General features: G+C 65.9%; 18 protein-coding genes. 10 read left to right on the forward strand and 8 right to left on the reverse strand.

Annotation, left to right across the window (positions count from 1 at the left end; all coding sequences use genetic code 11):
- Positions 1 to 61 precede the first annotated feature (61 nt).
- Both ACQREB_RS06740 and ACQREB_RS06745 read left to right on the forward strand, forming a co-directional pair.
- Positions 62 to 844, forward strand: coding sequence for a potassium channel family protein (locus tag ACQREB_RS06740; protein WP_427766858.1), 783 nt, complete (start codon positions 62 to 64; stop codon positions 842 to 844).
- 61 nt (positions 845 to 905) lie between these two features.
- Positions 906 to 2,453 carry a YihY/virulence factor BrkB family protein gene (locus ACQREB_RS06745; protein ID WP_427766861.1) on the forward strand — a complete coding sequence of 516 codons (1,548 nt, stop codon included), beginning with the start codon at positions 906 to 908 and terminating at the stop codon, positions 2,451 to 2,453.
- A gap of 35 nt (positions 2,454 to 2,488) precedes the next feature.
- Here ACQREB_RS06745 and ACQREB_RS06750 read toward each other — a convergent pair whose 3' ends face one another.
- The 3 genes from ACQREB_RS06750 to ACQREB_RS06760 all read right to left on the reverse strand — a co-directional run bounded on the left by ACQREB_RS06750 (position 2,489) and on the right by ACQREB_RS06760 (position 5,746).
- Positions 2,489 to 4,243 carry a peptide ABC transporter substrate-binding protein gene (locus ACQREB_RS06750; RefSeq protein WP_427766863.1) on the reverse strand — a complete coding sequence of 585 codons (1,755 nt, stop codon included), beginning with the start codon at positions 4,241 to 4,243 and terminating at the stop codon, positions 2,489 to 2,491.
- Between the two features lie 411 nt (positions 4,244 to 4,654).
- Positions 4,655 to 5,272, reverse strand: a complete 618-nt coding sequence (locus ACQREB_RS06755; protein WP_427766865.1) for a 7-carboxy-7-deazaguanine synthase QueE — start codon at positions 5,270 to 5,272, stop codon at positions 4,655 to 4,657.
- 36 nt (positions 5,273 to 5,308) lie between these two features.
- Positions 5,309 to 5,746, reverse strand: coding sequence for a 6-pyruvoyl trahydropterin synthase family protein (locus tag ACQREB_RS06760; protein WP_427766868.1), 438 nt, complete (start codon positions 5,744 to 5,746; stop codon positions 5,309 to 5,311).
- Between the two features lie 82 nt (positions 5,747 to 5,828).
- Between ACQREB_RS06760 and ACQREB_RS06765 the strand changes: the two genes are divergently transcribed.
- The 8 genes from ACQREB_RS06765 (at position 5,829) to hisF (ending at position 13,110) form a co-directional block, all read left to right on the forward strand.
- Positions 5,829 to 6,110 carry an acylphosphatase gene (locus ACQREB_RS06765; protein ID WP_427766870.1) on the forward strand — a complete coding sequence of 94 codons (282 nt, stop codon included), beginning with the start codon at positions 5,829 to 5,831 and terminating at the stop codon, positions 6,108 to 6,110.
- A 7-nt stretch (positions 6,111 to 6,117) separates the two neighbouring features.
- Positions 6,118 to 6,996, forward strand: a complete 879-nt coding sequence (locus ACQREB_RS06770; protein ID WP_427766873.1) for an ABC transporter ATP-binding protein — start codon at positions 6,118 to 6,120, stop codon at positions 6,994 to 6,996.
- Positions 6,993 to 7,814: an ABC transporter permease subunit gene (locus ACQREB_RS06775; protein WP_427766875.1), complete on the forward strand. Its 822-nt coding sequence runs from the start codon at positions 6,993 to 6,995 to the stop codon at positions 7,812 to 7,814. Before ACQREB_RS06770 ends, ACQREB_RS06775 begins: the two co-directional genes overlap by 4 nt.
- 17 nt (positions 7,815 to 7,831) lie before the next feature.
- Positions 7,832 to 8,626, forward strand: a complete 795-nt coding sequence (locus ACQREB_RS06780; protein WP_427766878.1) for a hypothetical protein — start codon at positions 7,832 to 7,834, stop codon at positions 8,624 to 8,626.
- An 85-nt stretch (positions 8,627 to 8,711) separates the two neighbouring features.
- Positions 8,712 to 10,388, forward strand: a complete 1,677-nt coding sequence (locus tag ACQREB_RS06785) for a 2Fe-2S iron-sulfur cluster-binding protein (RefSeq protein ID WP_427766880.1) — start codon at positions 8,712 to 8,714, stop codon at positions 10,386 to 10,388.
- Between the two features lie 21 nt (positions 10,389 to 10,409).
- Positions 10,410 to 11,615, forward strand: coding sequence for a complex I subunit 1/NuoH family protein (locus tag ACQREB_RS06790; protein WP_427766882.1), 1,206 nt, complete (start codon positions 10,410 to 10,412; stop codon positions 11,613 to 11,615).
- Between the two features lie 27 nt (positions 11,616 to 11,642).
- Positions 11,643 to 12,194 (forward strand): NuoI/complex I 23 kDa subunit family protein, encoded by a 552-nt coding sequence (locus ACQREB_RS06795; RefSeq protein ID WP_427766885.1) that lies wholly within the window; start codon positions 11,643 to 11,645, stop codon positions 12,192 to 12,194.
- A gap of 154 nt (positions 12,195 to 12,348) precedes the next feature.
- Complete coding sequence (gene hisF / locus ACQREB_RS06800; protein WP_427766888.1) at positions 12,349 to 13,110, forward strand: imidazole glycerol phosphate synthase subunit HisF; 762 nt, start codon at positions 12,349 to 12,351, stop codon at positions 13,108 to 13,110.
- Positions 13,111 to 13,129: 19 nt separating this feature from the next.
- On the opposite strand, the gene ACQREB_RS06805 is transcribed toward hisF, so the two are convergent.
- From ACQREB_RS06805 to ACQREB_RS06825, 5 genes are read right to left on the reverse strand one after another with little or no spacing between them, the layout of a single operon-like run.
- Positions 13,130 to 13,708 carry a hypothetical protein gene (locus ACQREB_RS06805; RefSeq protein ID WP_427766890.1) on the reverse strand — a complete coding sequence of 193 codons (579 nt, stop codon included), beginning with the start codon at positions 13,706 to 13,708 and terminating at the stop codon, positions 13,130 to 13,132.
- Entirely contained in the window at positions 13,705 to 16,062 is a 2,358-nt protein-coding gene (gene gspD / locus ACQREB_RS06810; protein ID WP_427766891.1) for a type II secretion system secretin GspD, read from the reverse strand. The genes ACQREB_RS06805 and gspD overlap by 4 nt, the downstream gene beginning before the upstream one ends.
- Positions 16,063 to 16,074: 12 nt before the next feature.
- Complete coding sequence (locus tag ACQREB_RS06815; protein WP_427766893.1) at positions 16,075 to 16,668, reverse strand: hypothetical protein; 594 nt, start codon at positions 16,666 to 16,668, stop codon at positions 16,075 to 16,077.
- Positions 16,665 to 17,930: a hypothetical protein gene (locus tag ACQREB_RS06820; RefSeq protein ID WP_427766895.1), complete on the reverse strand. Its 1,266-nt coding sequence runs from the start codon at positions 17,928 to 17,930 to the stop codon at positions 16,665 to 16,667. Before ACQREB_RS06820 ends, ACQREB_RS06815 begins: the two co-directional genes overlap by 4 nt.
- Positions 17,931 to 17,972: 42 nt before the next feature.
- The gene (locus tag ACQREB_RS06825; protein WP_427766897.1) at positions 17,973 to 19,022 is read right to left on the reverse strand and encodes a general secretion pathway protein GspK; all 1,050 of its coding nucleotides are present in this window, start codon (positions 19,020 to 19,022) and stop codon (positions 17,973 to 17,975) included.
- Position 19,023 lies beyond the last annotated feature (1 nt).

A 19,023-nucleotide genomic window follows, 5' to 3' on the forward strand; every position in this document is an offset into this window, starting at 1 on the left:
GAGCGTCTTCGCGCAGACTTTTCTTTTCCGAGGCGCGAAAAAGCGTTAAGCTCTCCGCATAATGTTCGGCATAACAAAAACACAGGATCCCCAGTACTGCGTCATCGGGCTGGGCGTTTTCGGGCGACATCTCTGCCGCCATCTGGCGAGTCTTTCCGCGCAGGTGCTGGCGATCGACTGCCGCGAGGAGAACGTCGCCGCCGTCAAGGATTACGCGTCGGCCGCGATCGAGTTGGACTTCAACAATCTCGCGCGCTTCGGGAACTATTCGCTGGAGAAGATGGACGCCGTCTTCATCGCGATCGGCGACGATTTCGAGGCGTCGATGACGCTCACCGCCCGCATGCAGGAGCTGAAGGTGAAGAAGCTGATCGTGCGCGTGCTTTCGCCGATGCACGAACACCTGCTGAATCTCCTCGGCGTGGACCGCATCGTCGTGCCCGAAGAATTCGCGGCGCGCGGACTCGCGCACTCCATCATGATGCGCGGAGCGGTGGACGGCTACGACCTCGGCGACGGGCACATCATCGTCGAGGCGGAGACGCCGAATGGTCTCGTCGGCAGAACGCTGCGCGAGGCGACCGAAAAATTCCGCAGAAACAGCATTCTGCTTGTCACCATCAAACGGCGCAGAGAGAAGCCGGAGAAGCGCGAGCCGCACGACGAGACCGTCCCGGACCGCGACGTCCGTCTCGAGGATCGTACCCGCCGGACGCTCGGCGTACCGAAGCAGGCCGATCGCTTCGAGAAGAGCGACGTGCTCGTGCTCTTCGGCGAAGAGACCAATCTCCGCGAATTTCTCGACGAGCTCGCCCGCGAGGTTCCCGCCGAGCCCGCGCCGTGACGTTCGGCCGCGCCGCCGCCGAAGCCCTTCCCGCCCCGAAAAACTCCCCGCTTTCGCCGTCATGTCCGATTCCCCGAATACCCCGAACGCCGTTCCCGCGAAAAGGCCGCCGCGCGTGGCCGTCTGGTGCGCGGCGCGAAAAAAGTCCTTCGAAAAATTCTACGACGAAACCGTGTGGACGCCGACCGAGGCGGCGCACCATTCCTTGCCGATGCGCGTCTTCACGGCGATCTGGCGCATCGTCGAAATCACCGTCAACGGCACGATCGACAACAACATTCCGATGCACGCCGCGGCGCTGACGTATTACGCGCTGATGGCGCTCGCGCCGTTCGTCATGCTCGTGCTGACGATCTTCGGCGTCGTGATGAACGTGCGCGGCGAAGAGGCCGTCCGCATCATGCAGGACCGTCTCGCGGAGACGATGCAGCTTGTCCTGCCGGCGCTTCCGCCCGCGGAAACGGCGGAATCCGCGGACGCGCTCGCGGAAGGCGCCGCCGCCGCCGCGCCTTCCGCGGAAGCGACGATCGGCGGCGTCGCGCCTCAGCTCGAAGAGTTCGCGGGCATGCTGCTCAAGAACACGATGGCGAATTCCGGCTCCTCGGGAACGATCGGCACGCTCGTCCTCGTCGTGCTCGCCGTGTTCATGATCGCCCGCGTCGAGGACGCCTACAATCTCATCTGGAACGTCAAAAAACGCCGCAGCTGGGCGCGCCGCTTCTGGGTGTATTTTCTTTTTCTGCTTCTCGGAGGCGTGTTTTCGGCGATTTCGATGTCGGTGCTTTCCGTTTCCGCGATTCTCAAAAACCTTTCGGAACACACGAACGACGTCGCCGCCTGGTTCGCCGCCGTGCCGAACGGTGAAGTCTTTTTCGACGTGATGACCTCGTTCGTGCCCGGGCTTTTCGCGTTCGCGGTCACGACGGTGCTCTTCGCGAGCCTGAACCGCTACCTGCCGAAGACGAACGTGAACTGGGGTCCGGCGCTCCTGGGCGGCGCGACCGTCGCCGCGACGTTCGCGGCGTGCGGCAAGGCGGCGTCGCTGTTCGTGTCGAAGATTTCCGAGTTCAATTCGATCTACGGCAACCTCAGCGTGATCTTCATTCTGATGTTCGCGCTCTATCTTTCGTGGATGTTCCTGCTCGTCGGCGGGCAGATTTCCTACGCCGTGCAGAACGCGGGAACGTACCGGAACGTGAGCCGGCAGTGGGCGGAGCTCAGCCCGCGCTCCAAGCGTGAGGCGCTCTTCGCCTGCCTGTTCGTGATTTTCGCGGAAGGCGCGAGCAAGGGCGTGGGACCGACGCTCGAAGAACTTTGCGACAAAATCCGCATTCCCGCCAATTTCGCTTCCGAATGCGTCGGAACGCTGACGGAGATGAAGCTCGTCAGCGCGCTCGCGCCCGACGAGACCGGGAAAACCCGCTACGCCGCCGCGGGAACGCTGAACAGAATCACCCTCAGCAAGCTGCGGGATAAATTCGACACCATCCGCAAAAAAATCAGCTTCGCCGGCGACGAAAAACTGCACGCCGCGCTCGCTAAATTTTCCGCGAGCTTCGAAACCGCCGAAGACTCCGTCACGCTCGAATCCCTCCTCAAGGATTCCTGACGCGTTCCCGCGGGAGAGGATTTTCCGAAATCCGCTCAGTTCCCGGAGTCCAGCGTCACCGCGTTGTAGGGGTGGATGTCGAGCAGGTTCGGATGCCAGCCGCGGACGCGCGGGTCGAGCAGGAACTTGCTGCGCGAATGCAGAGTCGGGATGATCGGCGCCGCGTCGATCAGAATCGCCTCGGCGTCGCGGAGCAGTCGCTCGCGCGCGGCGGGAACGCGTTCCCGCGCGGCGGCGGCGAGCAGCGCGTCGTAGCGCGCGTCGTTCCAGTTCGTCCAGTTGATGTGCCCGCCGGAGACGAAGAGCTCGAGAAACGTCGTCGGGTCGAGATAGTCGCCGCTCCACGCCGAGCGCGCCAGCTCGTAGTCGCCGCGCGCGAGGCTCGTGCGGTAAACTTTGTATTCCTGATTGCGCAGCTCGACGCGGACGCCGAGATTTTTCCGCCACATTTCCTGAATCGCCTGCGCGAAGAACTGGGCGCCGTCCGAGGTGTTGAAGAGGTAGGAAATTTCCGGGAAGCCCGCGCCGCCGGGAAATCCGGCTTCGGCGAGCAGACGGCGCGCTTCGGCGATTTCGCGTTCCCGCGTCGCGGCGTATTCGGCGGGCGAGGCTTCCTCGGGCGCGGCGGGCGCCGTTCCCGCGCAGGCGGCGTAGGCGGCTTCGGGCACGAGCGTCGCCGTCGGCGTTTCGCCGCCGCGCATGACGCGTTCGGCGAGCGCGCGCCGGTCCAGCGCGAGCGAGAGCGCGCGGCGCACGCGCGGGTCGGCGAGCGGCGGGCGCGCGCAGTTCACGCGGATGAACGCGGTCGAAAGATACGGGTCCAGACGCAGCGTCGGCGAGGCCTCGGCGCGCAGCACGGGAACGCGCGAGGGCGGCACGGTGTTCGTTACGTGATACTGCCCGTCGTTGAACGCCTTTTCCTCGGCGAACTGGTCCTCGACCGCGTCGAAGCGGACGCCGCTGAGCGCGACGCGCGCGGCGTCGCGGTAGAACGGATTTTTTTCGGTCTCGATGCGGTAGGCGACGCGCCAGGATTTGAGGCGGAACGGTCCGCTGCCGACGAAGTTTTCCGGGCGCGTCCAGCGTGTCGAGCGTTCGTCGATCGCGCCGAATTTCAGAATCGCGTGCGCGGGAACGACGCTCCAGCTCGAATGGCACGCTAGCGACAGGAAGTACGGGCACGGGCTTTCGAGCTCGACGACGATCGTGCGCGCGTCGGGCGCGGAAAAGCCGACCTGCGAGAAATCCGTCAGCTCGCCTTTCGCGAACGCGCGGGCGTTCTTCACGGGCGCGAAAAACAGCGACGCGCAGGGCGAGGCGAGCTTCGGCGAAAGAATGCGGCGGAAGGAAAAAAGAAAGTCCGCGGACGTGATCGGCGCGCCGTCGGAAAACTTCGCGTCCTCCCGCAGGCGGAAGGTCCACGTGCGCCCGTCGGCGGAAGTCTCCCACGATTCGGCGATCGCGGGAACGGGCGCGAGCGTGCGCGGATCGTAGGTGACGAGCCCTTCGAAGAGCGCGAGCATGATGCGGTTTTCGATGACGCCCGGCTGCGCGAACTGCGGATCGAGCGCCGACGGCTCGCCGCCGTTGTTCGCGAGCAGCACGCCCGCGCGCGCGGCGAGTTCCGCGGGCGGCACGTTCTCGCCGCAGCCGCAGAAAAGCGCCGCCGTCAGCGTTCCCGCGAGCCCGAGCGCGAACGCCGCGAGAAACCCTCGCGCGCGCGCCGCCGCCGAGATTTTTTCGCCGCGGAGCAGGCCTCTCGGCGGATGATTGTCGGGCGTGAACCTCATAAACTCCGCGCAAGCATACGCGCTCCCGCCGAAACCGCAAACGCGGAATTTTCGGGAGAGTAAGCGTCCCGCTTGCCCGCGAAATCAAAAAACGCGAAGAACGCAGAGAAGAACCGCGAAGTCAAAGGAAGTTAAAGAAAGTTTATGGAGGAAAGGCGGTTTTCCAGCCGCTTCTTTGAAATTCCTTCCCGCACAATTTTAACACAGAGGAACGGAGGAGCAGGGAAACGGGGCTCCGCGGGAACGCCGCCTTGGGGGCGAAGGCATTCCTGCCTTCGGTCGTGAGGCGGCGCATATTTTTTCGGTTTTCCGGCGGGCGTTTCGCGGGGCTGAATCGAATCCCTTAAAATCCCCGAAATAAAACTTTTTTTAACGTCCTTTGACTTTGCGGTTTTCTGACGGAAAACTTCGTCAGCGGACGCCGAAGAGCTTGTGCGTCTGCCAGCCGGCGCGGAAGGGAGCGCCGCGCGCGCGCACGTGCGCCGAAATCGCGTCGAGGACTTCGGCGTTTTCGCGGCGCGACCATTCCGGGTGCAGCCAGATCGAGCGCACGGAGTTCGGACCGATCCGCGCCTCCCAGAACGCGATGTCGGCGGGCTCGGAGATGATGAGCTTGATTTCGCTCGCGCGCGCCCAGTTTTCCGCGAGCGGCGGGCGCTGCGGCTTCGGCGAAAGCGTCACCCAATCGACGTTCCCGCGGATTTCAAACGCGCCGCAGGTCTCGACGTGGACGCGGAGCTTCTTCGCGTGAAGCGCGTCGACGAGCGGCGCGAGGTCGTGGATCGCGGGCTCGCCGCCGGTGACGACGACGAAGTCCGGACGCGCCGCGGCGGCGGCGTCCGCGAGCGTGCGCGCGTCGAGGTCGCGCACGTCGCGCGAGCCCGTCCAGTCGCGCTTCCACGTTCCCGCGGAATCGCACCAGCTGCAGCGGATCGGGCAGCCGTAGAGGCGGATGAAGAACGCCGAGCGCCCGACGTGTTCGCCCTCGCCCTGCCACGAGTGGAAAGTCTCAAAAACCGGATAAGTCATTTTTCGTTCCCGCGAAGCATTGCGTCCGCGCGCGGCTCAGGCGCTTTTCGGCGCGTAGGTCGCGAAGTTCTTGCTGTCCTCGCCGACGCGGATGGAAAGCAGGCGCACGCGGTTTTTCGATTCCTCGCGGATGAGTTTGTCGAAGACGCCGAACAGGTGCTCCGCCATGCCTTCCGCCGAGCAGTTTTCCATGACGTAGGGCTTGAAGAGATGCGGGAACGCCGCGAGCATCCGGAGCCCCTCGGCGTCGGACTTCGCGAACGTGCACGCGTGGTCGAGGTTTTCCGCGATCCACCGGGAGATGAATTTTATCCCGCCGAAATCGACGACGAATCCCTGCTCGTCGAGCTCTTCGCAGGCGAACGTCAGCGCGAACGACCAGTTGTGCCCGTGCACGAAACGGCAGTGCCCGGGATGGCGGTGTTGGACGTGGCCGATCGGAACGTCGGTATAGATTTTTTCGCAGGTATGCATGGCTTTTCAATCATGCGTTCCCGCGTCCGGCTTGCGAGAAAATTTTCTTGGCGGCGGCGCGGGAACTCGTTTGCATTGCGGCATGGACAAAGAGATTCACCATGCGGACGTCTGGTTCGAGGGGCGCGTCCAGGGCGTCGGGTTTCGGTATCAGACGCTGAAGCTCGCGCGCGGCTACGACGTTTCGGGGACGGTCCGCAATCTTCCCGACGGGCGCGTGCTGCTCCACGCGGAAGGCGCCGAGGGAGAAGTCTCGGCGTTCACGCGCGCCGTCGCCGAAGAGATGCGTTCCTTCATCCGCTCCGTCGAAACGCGCCTCAGCGTCGCCCCGCCGCGGGAACGCGGCTTCACCATCGTTTCCTGAGAAAGCAATGGCATCTTCCGACACCGTTCCCGCCGTCGAAATCTCGCGGCTGACCAAAGACTTCCGCATCGGCGTGCGCGGCGTGAAGCTGCGCGCCGTGGACGACGTCTCCTTCAGCGTCGCGCCGGGCGAGATCTTCGGGCTGCTCGGGCCGAACGGCTCGGGGAAATCCACGACGCTGAAGATCATGCTCGGGCTCTTCCGCCCGACTTCGGGCACGTGCCGCCTCTTCGGCAGGGAAAGCACGGACGCCGCCGCGCGCCGCGACGTCGGGTTTCTGCCCGAGGCGCCGTATTTTTACGGCTGGCTTTCCGGGCGCGAGCTGGTGCGGTTTTACGCGAAGCTCGCCGGCGTTCCCGCGAAACGGCTCGACGCCGCCGTCGAGGAGGCGCTCGAGATCACGGGAATGACCGCCGCCGCTTCCCGCCGCGTGAAGACGTATTCCAAGGGCATGCTGCAGCGCATCGGCGTCGCGCAGGCGATCGTGCACGACCCGCGGCTCGTGATTCTCGACGAGCCCACGGCGGGCATCGACCCGATCGGCTCGGCGGAAATCGGCGAGTGCATCCTCGGCATGAAGCGCCGCGGCAAGACGGTGCTGCTGTGCTCGCACCTGCTCGGGCAGGTCGAAAACATCTGCGACCGCATCGCGATCATGGACAAGGGCAGGCTCGTCGTCGCGGGAACGCTCGACGCCGTGCTCACGCGCCGCGACCGCACGACGCTGACGCTTTCCGGCGCCGAGGGACTTTCGGAGGCGGACTTCGCGGAGCTGCGCGCGTTCCTGCGTTCCCGCGGCGCGGAAATCGAATCCGTCGCGCACCCGCGCATGTCGCTCGAAAAATTCTTCGTCAGCAACTTTTCCAAGGAGAACCGCCGCTCATGAAAGCCGTCGCCCTGATCGCCGGAAACACGTTTCTCGAAGCCGTCCGGCAAAAATTCTTCAATTTCCTGCTCCTGCTCGGGCTGGCGCTGACGCTGGTCTCCGTCGGGCTTTCCGGGCTCAATTTCGGAGGCACGGAGCTGAAGTTCGTCGCCGACTTCGGTTTCGGCGGGCTGTTTCTTTTCGGCTCGGTGCTCGCCGTGGTGATGAGCGTGCAGCTCTTTTTCGCGGAAATCGACAACCGCACGGCGATCACGCTGCTGGCGAAGCCGGTGAGCCGCGCCTCGTTCGTGCTGGGGAAATTCTTCGGCGTGTGGCTGCTGCTGGGCGTCTTCACGCTGATTCTGGCGGCGCTGCTCGGTCTCGTGCTCGCGCTGCGCCAGCCCGCGCTCGCGGCGCAGGCGGCGGCGCGCGGAATGCCGGAGCCGTTTCTGAGCCTCGGCGGGCTCGCCGTCTTCGCGCTCGTCCAGTGGGCGCGGCTCGGCGTCGTCGCGGCGATGACGATGGCGTTCACGAGCTTTTCGCAGACGTACCTCTACGCTGTCGTCGTCTCGTTCTGCGGGCTGCTGATCGCGCAGCTGCAGTACGTGCTTCAGGACGTCGCGGTTTCGGAAAAATCCTCCGCGGCGGCGAAGCTCGGCGCGGCGGCGCTCGCGAAGGTCGTGCCGAATCTCCAGCTCTTCAACGTCGGGCCGCAGCTCACGCTCGAGCGCGCCGGACTTCCCGCGGAGACGCTGTGGGAGATCTTCGGCTACGGCGCGCTGTGGATCGCGGCGCCGCTCGTCGTGACGCTCTGGTTCTTCCGGAGCCGGGAGATGTGAGGAGGCCCGTTCCCGCCATGCGTCATCGGATTTCGGATACGGTTTTCCGCTTCGCGAAGCGCTGGGGCGTTCCCGCGCTCGTGCTCGCGGGAGCGGGATTCGCCTCGGCGCCGCTCGAAAAGCCCGCCTGGGCCGCCGTGAAGGCGACGCTCCCGGAACTTTCCGCCGAAACGCTCGCGGAGACCGCGGGAACGGGCGTCGTGTTCGGCACGCTCGGCGGCTTCCGCACCGTGCTCGCCGACGTCGCGTGGCTGCGCGCGTTCCACTTCTGGAGCGAACGCGACCTGCAAAGCTGCGAGGCGCTGGCGGACCTCGCGCGCGCCCTCGACCCGCAGAACTACTTTTTCTGGGAACATTCCGTGAACTACGTCGCGTTCGACTTCCCGTCGTGGATCGTCTCGGCGCGCGGCGGGCGGCGCGTCTCGCCGCAGGTGCGCGCGGAAATCCACCGCAAGGCTTACGAGCGCGCGCTCGAGCTCGTCGCGCAGATGGAGAAACGCTTCCCCGGCGAAGGCAAGGTCTTCGCGCTCGGCGCGCAGGTCTCCAACGTGAAGACGCCGCTGATCTACGGCGAGCCCGACTTCGAGCCCGCGCTCGCCTTCTACAAAAAGGCGATGGAGAGCCGCCGCGCGCCGTGGTTCGCGTTTCTCTCCTACGCGACGATCGTCAAGCTGCACTTCCCCGAGCGCGTCCCCGAGACGGAGCGGTATTTCCGGGAACAGCTCGCCGCCGCGGAGCGCCGCGGGAACGCCGGCAGGGCGAAAATCCTCGCCGAAGCCCTCGACGAGCTCCTCCGCCCGGAAACGGACTGACCCGCCGCGGGCGCGCGCCGCGATATTCCTTGCACTCGCGGGAGCGGCGGAATATGCTCGGCGAAGCATTTTTGAATTTTCTCCCATGGCAGAAGAACAGTCGAACTCAGTCACCATCAACATTGACGGCAAGGACTACAGCGTCGCCGCCAAACAGAATCTCATCGAGGCGGCGAAGAGCGTCGGAATCGAAATTCCGCACTATTGCTATCACCCGAAATTGCCGATGGCGGGAACGTGTCGCATGTGCCTCGTCGAAATCGGCATGCCGATGCGCGACCGCGCGACGGGCGCGCCCGTGCTGAACGAAGACGGTTCGCCGAAAATCGGCTGGATGCCCAAGCCCGCCATCGCCTGCGGCACGACGGTTTCGCCGAATCTGCACGTCAAGACGAAGTCTCCCATGGTGACGACCAGCCGCGAGGGCGTGACGGAATTTCTTCTCGCCAATCACCCGCTGGACTGCCCGATCTGCGACCAGGCGGGCGAGTGCACGCTGCAGGCGTTTTCGTTCGCGTACGGCAAGGGGCGTTCCCGCTACCGCGACGACAAGAACGTGAAGCCGCGCGCCAAGAGCATCGGTCCGCGCGTCTCGCTCAACAACGAGCGCTGCGTGCTCTGTCGCCGCTGCGTCCGCTTCTGCCGCGACATTCTGAAGCGCCCCGTTCTCGGCGCCGTCCAGCGCGGCTCGATGACGCAGATCGACTGCTATCCGGGACAGGAGCTCGACGGGAACTATTCGATGAACGTCGTCGATCTCTGCCCGGTCGGCGCGCTCACCAGCAAGGATTTCCGCTTCAAGATGCGCGTGTGGTTCCTGAAGCGCACGAAGAGCGTGTGCACGGAATCCAGCGTCGGCGTGAACACGACCGTCTGGTCCCGCGAAGGCAAGATCTACCGCATCACGCCGCGCCGCAACGACTGCGTGAACGACGCGTGGATGTCCGACTCCGGCCGCATGATCTACAAGACCGTGGACGACGCGAACCGCCTCGCGGGAACGCGCCGCGGGGAAAGCGCCGTCGAGTTCGAAGAGGCGGTCGACGCCGCGCGCGCGCTGCTTTCCGCGGGAACGCCGGCGTTCGTCGCTTCCGGCAGGATGAGCCTCGAAGAGCAGTGGGCGCTCAAGAAGCTCGCCGCGTCCTTCGGCGGTAAAGTTTATTTGGCGAAGACGCTCGACGCCAACGACGGCTTCCTCATTTCCGAGGACCGCACGCCGAACCGCCGCGGGGCGCTCGTCTCCGGGCTCGTGAAGGATTTCGAGTTGGCGGACGTCTCCGCGCTCGCCGCCGCCGTCGAGGCGGGCGAAGTCAAGACCGTCTTCGTCTGCGGCGAAGATCTCCTCGCGCAGGGCTTCACGCAGAAGCAGCTGAAGAAGGCGGACGTCGTCTATCTCGGCACGCACAGGAACGCGACGGAGGCGGAGGCGACGGTCGTCTTCTCCGGCCGCACGGTGTTCGAAAAGACCGGCACCTTCGTCAACCAGCAGTTCCGCCTGCAGAAGTTCGACGCCGCGATTCCCGGAATCGCGGGAACGCGCGACGAGCTCGACGTCTTCGCCGCGCTCGCCTCGGGCGGGAACGCCGCCGCGGACGCTTCCGTCGAAACGATCTGGATCGGGATGCGCCGCGAATGCCCCGCGCTCGCCACGGTCGATTTCGCGAAGATTCCGGACGAGGGCGTGTTGCTCGACGCCGCGCCTTGGGCGAAAATCGCGTTTCCGGAAACGGGCTCGCTGCTCTACAAGCCGGCGACGAAATAATTTTTCTCGGAGAAATTCACCATGAACGAATTCGCAAAAGCCTTCATCGAGTGGTTCAACGGCACGGACACGTGCGTGCAGGATTGGCTCGGCATTCCGGACATTCCCGCGGGCGACGACGCCGTCGCCGTCACGGGCGCGGTCTTCAAGGCGATTTTCGCCGTCGCGCTCGTCCTCGTGATCATGGGCGGGTGTCTCTACACCGTGCTGCTTGAACGCAAGACGGCGGCGTGGGCGCAGGGCCGCGTCGGTCCCTGCCGCACGACGATGCCCTTCATCGCGGCGATTCCGGTCGTCGGCAAGGTGCTGACCTACTGCGGCTTCATCCAGCCGATCGCCGACGGCGGCAAGCTCTTCATGCGCCAGGAGCCGATGCCCGAGCACGTCAACAAGTTCTATTACTGCCTGGCGCCGTGCCTCGCGCTCGCGCCCGCGATTCTGACGATCGTGATGATGCCGTTCACGTCCTACGTTGATCCGGAGACGGGCAAGGAGACGGCGCTGATGCTCTGCAACATGAATCCCGGCTTCGTCTTCGTGATGGCGGTCAGCTCGCTCGGCGTCTACGGCGTCGTGCTCGGCGGCTGGGCGTCCAATTCGAAGTATCCGTTCCTCGGCTCCGTCCGCGGGAGCGCGCAGCTGATTTCCTACGAGCTTTCGATGGTGCTCTCTGTGCTGCCCGTCGTGCTGCTCACGAGCGGCAATCCCGACGCGAACCCGCTCTCGCTCTTCGACATCGTCCGCGAACAGAACGGGCTCTGGAACGTCGTGCTCGCGCCGCTTTCCGCGATTCTCTTCTTCGTCGCGCTCATGGCGGAAATGAACCGCCAGCCCTTCGACATGCCGGAATCGGAAACGGACACCGTCGGCGGCTTCCACACGGAATACGGCACGTTCAAGTTCGGCCTTTTCTTCACGGGCGAATACCTGCACATGATTCTCGGATCGACGATGTTCTCGCTGTTCTTCCTCGGCGGCTGGCACGCGTTCCCGTTCCTGCCGACGCTCGGGCTCGCCGGCGTCCCCGCCGCGATTCTCGGCGTCGTCTGCCTGCTGGTGAAGATCGTCTTCATGCTTTTCGTCATCATCTGGATCCGCTGGACGGTGCCGCGCTTCCGTTTCGACCAGGTGATGCGCGTCGGCTGGAAGCTGCTCCTGCCCTTCGCGATCGCCAACCTCGTCGCCTATCTCGTCGGCTTCGGCGTGTGGGACGGTCTGCTGAAATAACGTTCACGTACTGAAAGATTCAACGCAATGGCTACGCAAAACATCAAGGTCGTCACCCGCAAGCCGCTCCGCTGGTGGGAAAAACTTTACATTCCGCAGGTGCTCGCGGGAATGAAGATCACGCTCGGCATCATGCTCCGCAAACCGGTCACGCTCAAGTATCCCGAAGAGCGCCCGAACATCCCGAAAGGCTATCGCGGCGTGCCGACGCTCGTCAAAGATCCTTCCGGGCGCGAAAAATGCGTGTCCTGCCAGCTCTGCGAATTCGTCTGCCCGGCGAAGGCGATCCGCGTGACGCCCGGCGAAATCGATCCCGCCGCGCCGCACGCCGACGTCGTCGAAAAGGCGCCCAAGGCTTTCGAGATCAACATGCTCCGCTGCATCTACTGCGGCATGTGCCAGGAAGTCTGCCCCGAAGAGGCGATCTGGCTGCAGAACGAATACTCGCTCAACGGTTTCTCCCGCGCGTCGATGATTCACGACAAGGCGAAGCTCTACGAGCTCGGCGGCACGCTTCCGGACAAGATCCGCAAGTGGGACCGGAAAGCCGAAGCCCGCGCGCGCGCTTCCGCGCACTGAGCGCGTTCCCGTCCGTTTTTCGTCGATCCGCCGCAGGCCCGTTCCCGCGGCGGATTTTTTCGCGTCCGCGCCCCTCGATTTTACGGACGGGAAATAAAACCTTTTCGCGAGGGAGCGAATCGGGCATTATCGCGCTCACGATTTTTTTTGAAAAATGCTTTCGGTCCGCATCATTCCCTGTCTCGACGTCAAAGCCGGGCGCGTCGTCAAAGGCGTGCAGTTCGAGTCGCTCCGCGACGCGGGCGATCCCGTGGACTGCGCGCGCGCCTACGAAAAACAGGGTGCGGACGAGCTGGTCTTTCTCGACATCACGGCGTCGTCCGACGGGCGCGCGATCATGCGCGACGTCGTCGAGCGCACCGCCGACCAGGTGTTCATGCCGCTCACGGTGGGCGGCGGGCTGCGCACGCTCGAGGACATCCGCGCGATGCTGAACGCGGGCGCGGACAAGGTTTCGCTGAACTCCTCGGCGATCGCCGCGCCGGAGCTCGTCCTCGACGCCGCGAAGAAGTTCGGCAGCCAGTGCATCGTCGTCGCGATCGACGCGCGGCGCAATCCCGGCACGGACACGTGGCAGGTGTATTCGCACGGCGGGCGCAAGCCCTGCGGGCTCGACGTCGTCGAGTGGGCGAAAAAGGTCGTCGCGCTCGGCGCGGGCGAAATCCTGCTCACGAGCATGGACTGCGACGGCGTGAAGACGGGCTACGACCTGGAGCTGACGCGCCGCGTGAGCGAGAGCGTCGGCGTTCCCGTCATCGCCTCGGGCGGCGCTGGAACGCTCGAACACCTCGTGGACGGCGTGAAGAAGGGCAAGGCGAGCGCGGTGCTCGCGGCGTCGATCTTCCACTTCGGGACGTATTCGATCCGCGAGGCGAAGGAAGCGATGCGCGCGGCGGGCGTTCCCGTGCGCCTGTGATTTCCGCGCGTTCCCGCGCTCAGCGCGGGCGGTCTCCGCGATTGCCGCGCCGCGTCTGAGGCTGATTCCGGTCCGCGGGCTGCGCGGGCGCGATTTTCGTCGCCGGCGCGACGGGCTGCGTCGCGTTCGTCTGCGTCGTCGGCCGCGGCGCGGGAACGTAGGTCGCGCCCTGAATCGCGAGCGGCTTTTCTTCCGGCGTCGCGAGCGGAATCGTCAGGCGTTCCGCGCCGACGCGCACGGCGAGCGTCCTGCGTTCGGCGTCGAAGCCTTCGACGAAAATCCCGGCGTCGTTCGTCTCCCGCACGCCGAGCCAGAAGCCGCGCTGCGCGGCGTCGTCGTAGAGCCCGAACGCGGTCCGCCCGGCGACGGTCAGCATGCCGACGAAGCGCAGGCGGCGCGACGCGGCGGGCGCGTTCCCGCCGGCCTTGTTTTTCGCGGTCGCCTTGAAGGGCGAATTCCTCACGAGCGCGGCGAAGGAATGCGCGGGAAGGGCGGCGTCTTCGGCGGGCGTTCCCGCCGCGGTCTCCTCGGCTCGCGCCGCCGCGGCGAGCGCGAACGCCGCGCCGACGAAAAGAATTTCACGCGCGGCGTTCTTCATCGCGCGTCCTCCGTTTCCTTCGGAGTTTCGGAGTCTTCGGGCGTTCCCGCGGCGGCGTCGGCTTCCGCTTTCGCCCGTTTTTCCGCGGTGAAGTCCGGATTCTCGAGCTGCGGGAAGCGTCCCGTCTCGATGAAGGCGCGCGCGTCGTCGCGGGTGAGCGCCTCGTCGCGCACGCCGAGATTTTTCTCCTCTCCGGCGTCGGTGATGACGAAGGGCCGCAGGAAGACGATGAGCTCGCGCCGCGTCGAGGAGTACGTCTTCGGGCGGAACAGCGCGCCGATCAGCGGAATGTCGCCGAGAATGTAGACCTTGCCCTTGTTGGTCGTCTCGTCGAACGACTGCAGACCGGCGAGCGCGATCGTCTCGCGGTCCTTGATGCTGATGTAGGACGTCGCGCGGCGCGAGGAGATGAGCGGCTGTTCGTTTCCGTCGATGCTCGTCGTGCCGATGATGTTGTCGATCTTCTGCGAGACGTCGATCTGCACCGTGCCGTTCGAGCCGATGCGCGGCGTGACTTCGAGCTCGAGCCCGATGTCCTTGTAGGTGACCTGCGACGACGTGTTCATGCTCGTCGAGTCCGTCGTCGAACCCGTGATGACGGGACGCTGCTCGCTGATGACGATCTGCGCGCTCTTGTTGTGCATCGTCATGATCGTCGGCGAGGAAAGCACCTTCACGCGCGAGTCCGTCTTCGCCTGATTGAAGACCATCTCGAAGGCGAGGTCGCGCAGCGAGCCCTCCATCGAGAACGCGCCGTTGGGCGCGCCCGCCGCGAGCCGGTAGTTGCCCGCGAGCGTGTTCGTCGTTCCCGTCGGCGAGAGCTTGTAGCCGAAGCCGAGCGTGTTCAGCCCGCTGACGTCGCTGTCCGAAAGCAGCACTTCGACGATGATCGCCTCGATGCGCACCTGCGGGAGCGGAATGTCGATCTTTTCGACGACGTCCGCGATCTGGCGGATGTCGCTGTTCGTGCCGATGACGATGACGGAGTTCGCGCGCGTGTCGCCGATGATTGTCAGGTAATCCGAAAAGCGCTGCGTGTCGGAGGCGTTTTCCGCCGTCGTCGCGGGAACGCCGTCGCCGCTCCCGCGAGGCGCGGAGACGACGTCGTAGGTGCCGCCCGAGGAGGCTGCGGCGCTCCCGTCCGCGCCGTCCGCCGAATAACGCCGCGCGGACGTGCTCCCGCCGGAGGACGCCGACGAGGAAGCGCGCGACGAAGAAGACGAGGAAGACGTTCCCGTCGAGGAGGAGCCGTTTCCGATGATCGTCACCGAGGCGGTCTTGTTCTGCCCGGAGACGTTCGGGCGCGAGCCTTCGATGACGCCCTTGAGCGCGTCGGCGACGTCGTCCGCGTCCGCGTGCTTCAGCGGAAAGATCGCGCTGCGCGTGAGCGGGACGGTCTCGACGTCGAGCCGCTCGACGAGCGAGTCGATGAAATCCTTGTTCGCCGTGCTGGTGACGATGAGGAGCTGGTTCGTCGTGTCGTTCGCGGAAAAGCCGACTTCACCCTGCAGCAGATTCTTCATGCCGCCCTGCTGGAGCGCCTGCAGCTGCTTGACGATCTCGGACGCCTTGACGTTTTTGAGATTGTAGAAAAGCACCTGGCCGGGAACGTCGAGGCTGCCGACGAGACGTTCGAGCCGCTGGACGTTGGTGAGCGAATCCGTGACGAGGATGGAGTTCGCCGCCGGCATCGAAAGCAGCGAGCCGCCGCGGTGGTGCGTCACCATCCCGCGCATGAGCGGCTCGACGTTCGCGACGTTGATGTTTCTGAAGCGGAAGAGGCGCGCGACGGAACGCTCGCTCGCGGGCAGGTCCGCGACGGAATCGACGTAGAGCGGCGGCGCCTCCGAGGTCGCGTAGCCGGAGACGACGGCCTTCAGGAAATCCTCGCCTTCGGGAATGACGGAGACGCCGTTGAGCGCGAGCAGGGATTCGAGCGCGACGATCGCCTTGTCCGTCGCGATGGGCCCGCGCGAGTCGAAATTGATGCGCAGCACGGGAAGCGTCTGGCTGCGGATGACGCTCTTGCCCGTGAGCCGTTCGAGCAGGTCGAAGACCTGCGGCGCGGGAGAATCGACGATGAGGAGGCGCTCGATGAGCCGCGGCTTTTCGCCGTCGGGCGTTCCCGCGGGCGCGGCTTCGACGAACTTCACCGCGATCGGCTCGTTGTTCGCGGGCGTCTGTTCGGCCGCGCGTCCGGCGGGAACGGGCGTCGCGCCCGCGCGCGTCGTCGTGCCCGCCTGAATCGTGCGGCGCACGGGAACGGCCTGCGTCTGCTGCGCGGACGCGGGAACGCCCGAGGAAAGGGCGGCGAAGAGCGCCGCGGCGAAAAGAAAATGCGAGGAGATTTTCATGACGGAGATTTTTCAGCGAAGGTTTTTCTGCGCGGAAGGCTGCAGCTGGAACGAAGTGATTTCATAGCTCGCGGTGAGCGTGAGCCCGTCGGAGCCCGAAGGCTGAAAGCGCGCCTCGGTCACGGCGACGGAGGGGAATTCGTTGGAGATGCGCTCGTCGAATTCGATGAGCTTTTCCAGCGGCGCGTTGCGCAGCGTGATGCGCACGGTGACGACGTCGAACGGCGCCTGGTCCTTCGAGACGGGGCGCGAGCTCTCCGGCTTCAGTTTGAGATCGGCGCCGAGCTCGCCGACGACGGAAAGCAGATCCGTGCCCGAGACGTCGGCGTTCCCGCGCAGCTCGCGCGCCTTTTCCGCGAGGCGCGCGCGGACGATTTCGCGCGTGCCCAGGACGAGCGCGTTCTGCTCCGAAGCGCGCAGAGCCGCGGCGTTCGTCTCGACGTCCGCGCGGAACGCGGAGACGAGCCCGCTCGCCCAGACGACGAGCGCCGCCGCCGCGAGCAGCAGAAGCAGAGCGCGCTCGCGGACGCTGAAAGCACGGCCGCGGAGACGCGCGCGCGCCGCGGCGAGCAGGATCTTCGTTCTTGCGTGTAATGGAATTTTCATGACGCGTTTTCTCCGTTTTCGGGTTCGTCTTCGGGCGTTTCCTCGTCCGTTTCCGCGTAGAAGTCGAGCCTGTCGAGCTCCGCCTTCACGGGCGCGCACTGCAGCGAAAAATTCGCGCCGTTCGCCGCCATGTTCGCGGAAAAGACGACGTTGCGGAAAAGCCCGCACGCGCGCAGTCTCTTCTCGAACTCGTTGGCGAGCGCGATGCTTTCCGCCGTGCCGTTCGCGGCGAGCGTTCCCGTCGTGCCGTTGCCGGAAAAGCTGACGAGGCCGACGCCCTCGGGGCGCTGCGCGTTGAGCGCGGCGACGGCGCGCATCGCCTGCAGTTTGTTCGCCTGGATTTCGGAAATCTTTTCGATCAGCGCCGCGCGTTCTCGGATTTCGCGCACCTGCGGGCGCTGCGCGGCTTCCGCCTCGACGTTGGCGGCGACGTGCGCGCGCAGTCCCAGCAGGGCGAGCTGCGCGGCGCAGAGCACGGCGGCGGCGACGGCGAGCGCGCGCGCCGCCTGGCGGCAAAGCGCGGCGGCGCGGCGTTCCCGGCGTTCCCGCGCGAGCGTCTCCGCGTCGCGCGCGTCCGCGAACCAGAGCGATTCGTCGGCGGTCGAGAACGCGAGCGTCCGCGCGGCGGGAACGGCGCTCCCGTCCTCGCGCAGGCGGAGCAGTCGGATTTCTCCCGCGCCTTTTTTCGCGTCGAAAATCTGTTCCGAGGGCATGAAGACGTCGGGGCTTTCCTCCGCGCCGTCGTCGCCGATTTCCTTGCGCAGGGCGTCGCGCGCGGCGAAGAGAGCGGCGCGGAAGGCGGCGTCGTCGCGCCCGCCGCGTTCGAGCGGGACGGAGCGGGCGCGCGTCGGGAACGCGTTGTCGGGATCGAGCCGCACGGCTGTCAGCTCCGTTTCGGTCGCGAACCATTCGCGGCGCGGGCGCGTCGCGCCGTCGTTCCCGCGGAGCGCGAAGAGCGGCAGCGCGTGCAGCGATTTCGCGGGCATTTCCGCGAGAAAGGCGCGGGCGCGTTCGCGCGCGGCGGCGTAGCAGAGCAGGGCGTTTCCGCGCGGCGCGAAGCGGAAGCCGGAAAGCAGCTGCTCCGGCGGAACGGGGGCCGCCGCCTCAAGGCGCAGCGCGACCTGTTCGCGGAGCGCTTCCGGCGTCGCCGCGGGATCCGCGGGCACGTTTTCGACGAAGAAAAGCCACGAAGGCAGCAGAAAAATCGGCGGCGGCGCGGCGTTTTTTTCGGGAGGCGGCTGATGGGAAGAGGCGGTTTTCACGGCGGGGGATTTCATGTTGAACGCGAAAAGCGGGAAAAGGTTTCACGGCGTTTCCGGCGCGGGGGAATCGAGCGTGCGCTCGACGATTCTGAACGGGGTCGCGTTCCCGCGCGCGGCGGCGCCGGAAACCTCGACGAGCGCTTCGAGCGTGAGCGAGGCACCGCCGCGCGACGCCGTGACGGTGACGCGCAGCGTGCGCACGGCGAACGAGACTTTGCCCGCGAGCGATTCCGCGCCGACGCGGGAAAGATCCGAGGCGTGGCGGAAGACGCGCCCGCTCCGCCCGTCGAAGCCCGCGCCTTCGCGGTATTCGAGCAGGGCGGCGACGTCGCAGTCCGTCTCGTAGGCGAGCGCGTTCAGCGTTTCCGCGTCGGCGGTGTTGACGTTGGGCAGCCCCGCGGAGGCGTAGGGCGAGACGGTTTTTTCGAGGCGGCGGAAAAGCGCGTTCGGCGCGCCGGCTTTGTCGAAGAAGATTTCGGAAAACCCTTTCACGAAGCGGAGTTCGCGCAGGTCGCGCAGAGCCCGGTTCGGCGGAACGGCGGCGGCGTTTTCCGCCTCGTAGTCGTCGATTTCCGCGCCGTTCGCGCGCGCGTCGTCGTCCGCGTCGGTCCAGTCGGCGAGGCGGTCGCGGAGCGCGTCGATTTCGCCTTCGGGAACGCCGATCGCGAGCAGGAGCGAGCGGAACGCGTCGTCGGAAAGCCCGTCGAGCGGGAAGCGCGCGGACTCGTCGCGGAAGCGCACGGATACGAGCGTCTTCGCGTCGAAGCGGCACGCGTCTTCGCCGGGAACGGGCTCGAATCCGGCGAGCGCGAGCGCGTCGCCCCAGCCCTGGTTCGGCGCGTGAACCGCCCCGTCGATCGCCTGAAAATCGGCGACGACCGCGAGCGTCGCCTCGAGCGCGGAACGCGCGGCGATTTCGAGCTCCGGCCGCGCGTAGTCTTCCGCGCGGGAAAGGATTTCGCGCTGCGCGTTCTTCATGATGCCGACGACGAGAAACGACAGCAGCACGACGAAGCCGAGCACGAGGAGCAGCGCGGCGCCCGGGCGCTTCGCCGAGGATTTTCGCGTGAAGCAATGCGCGGCGCGTCTCATC

This window comes from Candidatus Spyradosoma sp. SGI.093 (assembly GCF_050314555.1).
Lineage (GTDB): Bacteria > Verrucomicrobiota > Verrucomicrobiia > Opitutales > UBA953 > Spyradosoma.